Here is a 6,283-nt window from a genome sequence, read left to right on the forward strand (position 1 = left end):
GGCTTTGGGGATGAGGTTATAACTCAAGTTGACAGGCATTTATGCCAAGGGCCTTGGCGATTTTTTCCCGCGTGGTTCGACGTGGTTTGGTGACCGCTTCTTGCTGGGCGAATGCCGATTGTGAAATGCCCAGGCGCTTGGCAACTTCATCCTGGGTCAAGTTCAAGTGCTCGCGCCAGGCCCGTATGGGTGTCGCTCCCTCTACCAGGCGGCTGACGACAGCGTGGGGAATCAGGTTCGGGTCGTTTTGCCGGGCCAGGTAATGTTCATAGGGGATCACCACAAAGGCTGGCTTGCCCTCGATATTGTGGATGATCTGTACGGCAGTAGGTTCGTTCGTCACGTTTCTTGACCTCTTGAATGCTGACCACATGGATGTCGCCGTCCCAGTCGAAAAGGACGCGATAATTACCCACCCGCAACCGATAGCCGTGTGGATGGTTAACCAACGCCTTGACGTTGACTGCATCCGGCATGCGCTCAAGCGCTGACACCGCATTGCGTACCTGTTGCTGATGGTAGGTATGCAGCTGAAGCAGTTGTTTGACCGATTTGCGGGTCCAGTGGATCGAATTCATTGGAGGTTAATAAGTCTTTTATAAGGTTTGCAAGGTGCATCTTCAGCGCATGGTCGAAGGCGGATCTCTATTCACTCACAAACTCTAGACAGGCGCCGCGCACGCCTGCCGGTAAAACTGTTGCGTGGTATGAATGCTCTATAGAGGTATCACCAAGGTTGCTCGCAGGCAGCCGGGCCCGCTATTGTGCTGAATCCTTTTAGTCTTCCCCCCGGGGTTTCTGTTGTGATGAACGCACCGCGTACCGCTGTCCCGATCAAGGCTGTGATTTTCGATATGGACGGGTTGTTGCTGGATACCGAAGGCATCTACACCGAAGTCACGCAAATTATTGCCGAACGCTACGGCCGCACCTATGACTGGAGCGTCAAGCAGCACATCATCGGGCGCGGTGCACAGGACCTGGCCGACTATGTCGTCAAGGCGCTGGATTTGCCGATCACACCGGCCGAGTTTCTGGAGATTCGCGAGCCGTTGATGAGCGAGCGGTTTCCCAAAGCCCTGGGCATGCCGGGCGCCGAGGCGCTGGTGCGGCATTTAAAGGCGCATAACATTCCGATTGCCGTGGGCACCAGTTCGTCGCGCAACTCGTTCGGCCACAAGACGACGTTGCACCGCGAGTGGTTTGGTCTGTTCGACACCATCGTCACTGCCGACGACCCGGAAGTCGGCGCCGCCAAGCCTGCGCCGGATATCTTCCTCACCGCTGCGCGTCGCCTGGGCGTGGCGCCTGGGGATTGCCTGGTGTTCGAGGACTCGCCATTCGGCGTGACGGCGGCGAAAGCGGCGCACATGACCGCCATCGCCGTGCCCGATGAAGCCATGGCCGACAGTAAATATCAGCATGCCGACCAGATCATCCGCAAACTGGCGGACTTTGATCTGGCGGCCTATGGCTTGCCCCCCATGTCCTGATTCAGCACAGGGCAAAATGTGGGAGGAAGCTTGCCAGTCAGTAAGCGTACACCGCCCTCTGTAGGAGCGAGCTTGCTCGCGAAGAACTCATAGGCACCGCGTTCATTCAGAAAGCACGCGTTATCGTTGACGCTTTTCGCGAGCAAGCTCGCTCCTACAGACGGCATTAGGGCAAGCCTATGCAGTGTCGTAAAAACCTCAGGCGCTGAACCCCCCATCGATGGTCAGGCTGGCACCGGTGATATAGCCCGCTTCCGGCCCGGCAAGATAGGCCACAAAACTGGCAATCTCCTCCACATGGCCATAGCGCCCCACCGCCATCAACCCGATCAAACTCTCGGCAAACTCACTGTTCGCCGGGTTCATATCCGTGTCCACCGGCCCCGGTTGCACGTTGTTGATGGTAATCCCCCGTGGTCCCAGGTCGCGTGCCAAACCCTTGGTCAACCCTACCAGCGCCGCCTTGCTCATCGCGTACGGGCCACCGCCGCCAAACGGCATGCGCTCGGCGTTGGTGCTGCCGATATTGATCACGCGGCCACCTTCGACCATATGTTTGGCGGCTTCCTGGGTGGCAATAAAGACGCTGCGCACGTTGATCGCCAGGGTCTGGTCGAAATCTTCCAGCGTGAAGTCTTCCAGCGGGGCGATAGCCAGCACGCCGGCGTTGTTCACCAGGATATCCAGGCGCCCGAAGGCCTCGACGGTGGCGTTGACCGCCGTGCGAATCGCTGTGGCATCGGCGCTGTCGGCGTGGATTGCCAGGGCTTTGCCGCCTGCGCTGATCACGCTGTCCTGCAAGGCTTGCGCCTTGGCGGCCGAACTGACGTAGGTAAAGGCAACGGCAGCGCCCTGCGCGGCCAGGCGCTTGACGATGGCCGCGCCGATGCCACGGGAACCGCCTTGAACCAAGGCGACTTTGCCAGTGAGGGTTGCAGTAGTCATGTCGATCTCCACGTAGTTGATGAGCCGAGTATCGGCCTCACGGGACCAGGCCGGTAGAGCGTGATTGCTATAGTCTGTGTAAACCAAAAGTTTAGAGTGGCGGGTCATGGAGAGCTTTGGCAGTATCGAATGCTTTGTACGCAGCGCCGAGGGCGGCAGCTTCGCCGAGGCTGCGCGACACCTCAGCCTGACGCCGGCGGCGGTCGGTAAAAGCGTGGCCAAGCTGGAAGCGCGCCTGGGCGTCAGGCTGTTTCAGCGCAGCACCCGGCGCCTGACCCTGACCGAAGCCGGCAAGCTGTTCCTGGGCGAAGTCAGCGGGAGCCTTACCACGATTCAGAACGCCGTGGCCAACCTGGCCAGCGCCGAGGGGCGACCGGTGGGCACGCTGAAGGTGAGCATGGGCACGGTATTCGGCAATCGCTATGTGATGCCGTTGCTGGGTGAATTCATGCGGCGCTTTCCGGCGATCAGCCCGGATTGGCACTTCGATAACCGCCAGGTGGACTTGATCGGCCAGGGCTTCGACGCCGCCATTGGCGGCGGCTTTGAACTGCCCCAGGGCGTGGTGGCGCGCACGTTGACCCCGGCGCACCGGGTGCTGGTGGCGTCGCCGGCTTATCTGGCGCAACACTCCGCAGTGCATGCACCCGAGGATTTGTCGCGCTGCCACGGCATCCTGATCCGCTCGCCGCAGACAGGCCGGGTGCGCTCATGGCAACTGACCCACCGCGAGCGCGAGCACAGCCCGCTGCTGCTCAAGCCCGTCATGACCATGAGTGATTCCGAAGCCGCCTGCTGCGCCAGCGCCCAGGGCCTGGGCATTGCGCTGGTCAGCCTGCCGATGGCCGTGCCGTTCCTCGACAGCGGCGCGGTGGTGCGGGTGTTGCCGGACTGGTATGTGGATGACGGCAATATCTCCATCTACTACGCCGAGCACAAGTTGCTGCCCGGCAAGACCCGGGCGTTCGTGGATTTTGTGATTGAGCAGTTCGCCGAGCAGCAATTGGGCCGCAGATTCAGTGCGGTCGCAAAGTAAACAGAATTCCAAGTGTGGGAGGGGGCAAGCCCACTCCCACCGTTGATCTTCAGTGGCCGAATTTGCCGGGCCAACCGATGATTTTCTTCGGCCTTGGCGCCGCATAGGTCCTGACCTTGGACGTCGACAACCCCAACCGCACCAGCGACTCAGCGATCGTCACCGCCGCCGTCACCCCATCCACCACCGGCACCCCGGTGCGCTGGCGAATCTGCTCGTCCAGCCCGGCCATGCCGCCGCAGCCCAGGCAGATCACTTCTGCCTTGTCCTCAAGGATGGCCAGTTCCGCCTGGCGCACGATCGCTTCCATGGCCGCCACCGGGTTTTCTTCCAACTCCAGCACCGCCATGCCGCTGGCCCGTACCGAGGCGCAGCGCTGGTACAGGCCGGCGAGTTTCAGCCGGTCTTCGATCAGCGGCACCGTGCGGTCCAGGGTGGTCACCACCGAGTAGGCATGACCCAGGAACATCGCCGTGCTGGCCGCGGCTTCGGTGATATCCACCACCGGCACGTTGAGCAGCTCCTGCAAGCCTTCGCGGCCATGCTCGCCGTATCCGGCCTGGATCACCGCATCAAACGGCTGATCGTAGGCCATCACGCGGTCCATGACGGCGATGGCGGCCAGGTAGCTTTCAAAGTTGCCCTCCACCGACTCGGCGCCGAAGTAGGGGGTCAGCCCCACAATCTCGGTGCCCGGCGAGGCCACGCTTCTGGCCTGCTCAGCGATGGTCTGGGTGATGGATTCGGTGGTGTTGACGTTGACCACGAGGATGCGCATGGAATGTCCTTGTTTAATGACTGACGTTATCGACGGCAATGCTTTCGCCGCTGACATCGGCGTAGAACGGCTGGCGCTTGGCGATCAGCAGGTACAGCAACCCTGCAATACCGGCGCCAAACAGCCAGGAAAACGGCGAGACGCTGGCAAACCCGGGCAACAACGCCAGCAGGATGGCGATGACCGCTGCCGGAACGAACGCCGCCACCGCGCGCAGATTCACGCCCCGGCTGTAGTAATAAACCCCCTGCGCGTCTTCGCTGTACAGTTGCGGCACATCCACCTGGCTTTTGCGGATCAACCAGTAGTCGACCATGATCACCCCGTACAACGGCCCCAGCAGTGCGCCCAGGCCGGACAGGAAATACACGATCACCAACGGGCTGTTGTAGAGATTCCACGGCAAGATCAACACCGCGACGGTAGCGCTGATCAACCCGGCGCGACGGAAGTTCAGGTACTTGGGCGCCAGGTTGCTCAACACGAACGCCGGGGCGACGAAGTTGGCCATGATGTTCACCGCCACCGTGACGATCAGGAAGGCCAGGCAGCCGAGCACGAGAAAGAAGGTATTGGGAATGGAGGCGATGATTTCGGTCGGGCTTTCGATCACTCGGCCGTTGAGCTGGAACTGCCCGCCGCACAGCAGCACGGTGATGGCGGCGAACACCAGGATATTCACCGGCAGGCCCCAGAAGTTACCCACCTGGATCGTCCTGCGGCAGGGCGAGGAGCGTGCGAAGTCGCAGAAGTTGAGGATCAGCGTGCCGTAGATCGCCAACCACAGTGCACCTCCGGCAAAGATATTGCGCCACATCTCGCCGCCGCTCAGCGGTTCGCGGATCGACCAGGCAATGTGGCCGCCTGCCTGGAAGTACATCCAGCCGGCCAGCGAGGCCACGGTGAGCAGAATCACCGGCCCGGCGAATCCTTCATAGCGACGTACCATTTCCATGCCATAGGCAAGGATCACCAATTGCACCAGCCAGATCGCCACGAAACACGCCCAGCCGAGCGATGACAGGCCGAGAATCGAGTTGTGGTCGTAGTCGGCAAACCCTGGATGAATCGCCGTCAGCAGCACCCGGAAAACCACCGATGCCAGGTAGGTCTGGATACCGAACCAGGCAATCGCAATCACCGCACGGATCAACGCCGGAATCTGTGCGCCATGGATACCGAAGCTGATACGGCTGATTACCGGGAACGGCACGCCGGTCTTCTGGCCCATGTAACCCGACAGGTTCATGAAAAAGTACACCAATGCCGCGCCTATCCCCAGTGACAGCAGAATCTGCCAACCGCCCAGGCCCAATGCATACAGGCCGATGGCGAATGAATAGTTGGCGATGTTGTGCACGTCATTGGTCCACAGCGCAAAGATGCTGTAGCGCCCCCAGCGACGCCCTTCGGCCTTGGTCGGCGCCAGGTCCTTGTTGTGCAGGCGTGGGCTGAGCACCAGCGGGCCGGGGCTGGCGGCCTCGGGATTCAGAGCGGAGGAGGGCAGATCCAATGCGACGTCATGGGAGAGGCTAGTACGCATTCCGGCGGGCTCCAGCACATCCGCAGCAATGCGGCAGATGGCAAAGTGTATGTAGATTTTGTATTTATTGTATACAAAGCGTAAATACTCTTAAGCCACATGCGTGCCAGCTTTGGATCTATGAAAACCGTGGTTAATTTCGTTTTTATTGGTTGTTGGAATAAATGGCTGAATTTAAAGCGATATAAATTGACCGATCGAACAGCTATTTATTTTATTGAGGAGGGGGATCGATCTGGGAGAGCAAAAAATTTTAGAAAGGAAGTGTTACGTTTTGGTGCGATTCAAGCAAGATTGCACACATAAATGGCACCGATAGTTACAGGTATGTGTACATCTAGAGGGTAAAGTCGAGTCCAATGTGGGAGGGGGCTTGCCCCCGATGGCGGTGTATCAGTCACAGGTAAGCTGGCTGACATACCGCTATCGGGGCATAGGTATCTACACAACTCAGCAGCGCCCAACCGTAACCACGATGCGAAGCGAGT

General features: G+C 59.9%; 6 protein-coding genes and 1 pseudogene. 2 read left to right on the plus strand and 5 right to left on the minus strand.

The window, feature by feature from the left end; all coding sequences use genetic code 11:
• Positions 1-16 precede the first annotated feature (16 nt).
• Positions 17-373, minus strand: a complete 357-nt coding sequence (locus tag BFP90_RS23990; protein WP_065895447.1) for a helix-turn-helix domain-containing protein — start codon at positions 371-373, stop codon at positions 17-19.
• Positions 327-578: pseudogene (locus tag BFP90_RS27790) on the minus strand (type II toxin-antitoxin system RelE/ParE family toxin); the annotation flags it as partial. The pseudogene BFP90_RS27790 and the gene BFP90_RS23990, both read right to left, overlap by 47 nt.
• 228 nt (positions 579-806) lie before the next feature.
• Here BFP90_RS27790 and BFP90_RS23995 point away from each other — a divergent pair.
• Positions 807-1,493 (plus strand): HAD-IA family hydrolase, encoded by a 687-nt coding sequence (locus BFP90_RS23995; RefSeq protein WP_065895446.1) that lies wholly within the window; start codon positions 807-809, stop codon positions 1,491-1,493.
• A gap of 198 nt (positions 1,494-1,691) precedes the next feature.
• Here the strand turns inward: BFP90_RS23995 and BFP90_RS24000 are convergent, their stop codons facing one another.
• Complete coding sequence (locus tag BFP90_RS24000; protein ID WP_065895445.1) at positions 1,692-2,438, minus strand: 3-oxoacyl-ACP reductase family protein; 747 nt, start codon at positions 2,436-2,438, stop codon at positions 1,692-1,694.
• 106 nt (positions 2,439-2,544) lie between these two features.
• On the opposite strand from BFP90_RS24000, the gene BFP90_RS24005 reads away from it, so the two are divergent.
• Positions 2,545-3,474, plus strand: coding sequence for a LysR family transcriptional regulator (locus tag BFP90_RS24005; protein ID WP_065898138.1), 930 nt, complete (start codon positions 2,545-2,547; stop codon positions 3,472-3,474).
• A gap of 49 nt (positions 3,475-3,523) precedes the next feature.
• On the opposite strand, the gene BFP90_RS24010 is transcribed toward BFP90_RS24005, so the two are convergent.
• Both BFP90_RS24010 and BFP90_RS24015 read right to left on the minus strand, forming a co-directional pair.
• Entirely contained in the window at positions 3,524-4,252 is a 729-nt protein-coding gene (locus BFP90_RS24010) for an aspartate/glutamate racemase family protein (RefSeq protein ID WP_065895443.1), read from the minus strand.
• Positions 4,253-4,265: 13 nt separating this feature from the next.
• The gene (locus BFP90_RS24015) at positions 4,266-5,795 is read right to left on the minus strand and encodes an NCS1 family nucleobase:cation symporter-1 (protein ID WP_065895442.1); all 1,530 of its coding nucleotides are present in this window, start codon (positions 5,793-5,795) and stop codon (positions 4,266-4,268) included.
• Positions 5,796-6,283 lie beyond the last annotated feature (488 nt).

The sequence above is a fragment of the Pseudomonas sp. 24 E 13 genome (assembly GCF_900004715.1).
Lineage (GTDB): Bacteria > Pseudomonadota > Gammaproteobacteria > Pseudomonadales > Pseudomonadaceae > Aquipseudomonas > Aquipseudomonas orientalis_A.

Bases quoted from the DNA above. Each gene is read 5' to 3' on its own strand.
- BFP90_RS23990 (WP_065895447.1), bottom strand. From the start codon at position 373: ATGTGGTCAGCATTCAAGAGGTCAAGAAACGTGACGAACGAACCTACT.
- BFP90_RS23995 (WP_065895446.1), top strand. From the start codon at position 807: ATGAACGCACCGCGTACCGCTGTCCCGATCAAGGCTGTGATTTTCGAT.
- BFP90_RS24000 (WP_065895445.1), bottom strand. From the start codon at position 2,438: ATGACTACTGCAACCCTCACTGGCAAAGTCGCCTTGGTTCAAGGCGGT.
- BFP90_RS24005 (WP_065898138.1), top strand. From the start codon at position 2,545: ATGGAGAGCTTTGGCAGTATCGAATGCTTTGTACGCAGCGCCGAGGGC.
- BFP90_RS24010 (WP_065895443.1), bottom strand. From the start codon at position 4,252: ATGCGCATCCTCGTGGTCAACGTCAACACCACCGAATCCATCACCCAG.
- BFP90_RS24015 (WP_065895442.1), bottom strand. From the start codon at position 5,795: ATGCGTACTAGCCTCTCCCATGACGTCGCATTGGATCTGCCCTCCTCC.